Here is a 1,363-nt window from a genome sequence, read left to right on the forward strand (position 1 = left end):
GCCATTTGAAAAGTATCAGTTCCACCTGATAGGCAAAGTTGCTGATACTCCGACTGTTACCCGATACTCCGTAATACGCATAATGGCCCCGCAGCTTGTTTGCGGTGGTTCGCATGATCTCGGCAGTCGGCAGAGTCCGGTTGGCTCTCAACCACTCCTTGAACACTTTCAGCTTGGCGCTCAAGCGCCGGCTGATCGTCGCGCCGCTCAAACTTCTGACAGGGCGTCTTGCTCAGGTCTTCGCCACAGGTTTCGCATTGGGTGATGGGGGACGTTTGAACGGTCGTTTCGTTCCAAGATCGAGAGCAGATTGCAGATCCGTTGAACGCTCTGCTCAGGACAGGCGCCTAGAAAGTTGATCTATGGGGGTTGTTTCGAAAAGCGTCAGGCTCAAAATCTTTCGATCACCCGCGCCTGCGCAGGAACGATGTCCAGCTCGTCCCTGACCTTGCTGGGGACAGGGATGTCCCAAAATCTATCACATGGTTCACTGTTCTTTTAACTCCAGCCACCCGTCGCGCATTCCCCGTACAAATGCATCCCTCACAGCGTCTAGGGGAGCCAAGGTTCCCCCGATAATGTCGGCGTAGCCGATGAGAAAATCCCGTTCGAAACACGTGGATGTCAAGGCCGAGGAAAAAACCTCGTCCGCACCCAGACGATAAACGCGCTGCGCCAAAGCATGCCCCAGCGCGTGGGCTATCCGGACCGCATCACTCTCAGAGCGGAAGCGCGTAAGCGCGGCCACACCAAAACCCGTTTGGTAAGCGATGCTCCCCTCCCCGCTGTCACTGAAGCCGCAAAAAAGATCCACATCGCCGTCTGTTTCCTCGGGTGGCGATTCCATCGCCTGTTCCCTCTCCCCCGCTAATTCTATCTCTACCGATAATTCCATCTCCGCCGGTAGTTTCCTCTCCACAGATAACTCCCCTGCTCCCTGCTGCGACCTTTCTTTGGGCGCGCGCTCTTCCCCGCTGAGCATGACACACCCGGCAAGCGTCGACACCATGGACACCAGCAGCGTGGCAGTCATAACGATTCTCGCATGTTTCATATTTTTTGGCTCTTCCCCAAATGGAGTGGGTAGATGTCGGGCACCATGTGATTATATTCCAAAAAGGTAACTACTCACCCCTAAGATGAGTACAAGCCTGCCTTGATGGATCTACAATCGCTTTTTCATGTCTGTAGAGGCTTGACATCATAGCACGCCGAGTCTATGCCATTGACCCAACACATCGAATGGATCAACAGCCATGGGCAGTTATTTTGGATCGAAGGCGACCTCCGGACTGTGCCAGCCCATCATCGCCCTGATGCCGCCACACGACACCTATATTGAGACCCACCTGGGCGGCGGGGC

1 protein-coding gene and 1 pseudogene are annotated in these 1,363 nt (G+C 55.0%); both read right to left on the reverse strand.

Going from position 1 to position 1,363, the window contains the following annotated elements:
• A pseudogene (locus tag ACOCD2_RS20115) lies at positions 1 to 211 on the reverse strand (group II intron reverse transcriptase/maturase); the annotation flags it as partial.
• A 276-nt stretch (positions 212 to 487) separates the two neighbouring features.
• A complete protein-coding gene (locus ACOCD2_RS20120) occupies positions 488 to 1,033 on the reverse strand; it encodes a hypothetical protein (protein WP_293675139.1) in 546 nt (181 codons plus the stop codon).
• Between the last annotated feature and the right edge of the window lie 330 nt (positions 1,034 to 1,363).

Source organism: Thiolapillus sp. (genome assembly GCF_048562965.1).
Lineage (GTDB): Bacteria > Pseudomonadota > Gammaproteobacteria > Chromatiales > Chromatiaceae > Thiolapillus > Thiolapillus brandeum_A.

What these genes read in the sequence shown, in the direction of transcription:
- ACOCD2_RS20120 (WP_293675139.1), bottom strand. Translation starts at nt 1,033, where the DNA reads ATGACTGCCACGCTGCTGGTGTCCATGGTGTCGACGCTTGCCGGGTGT.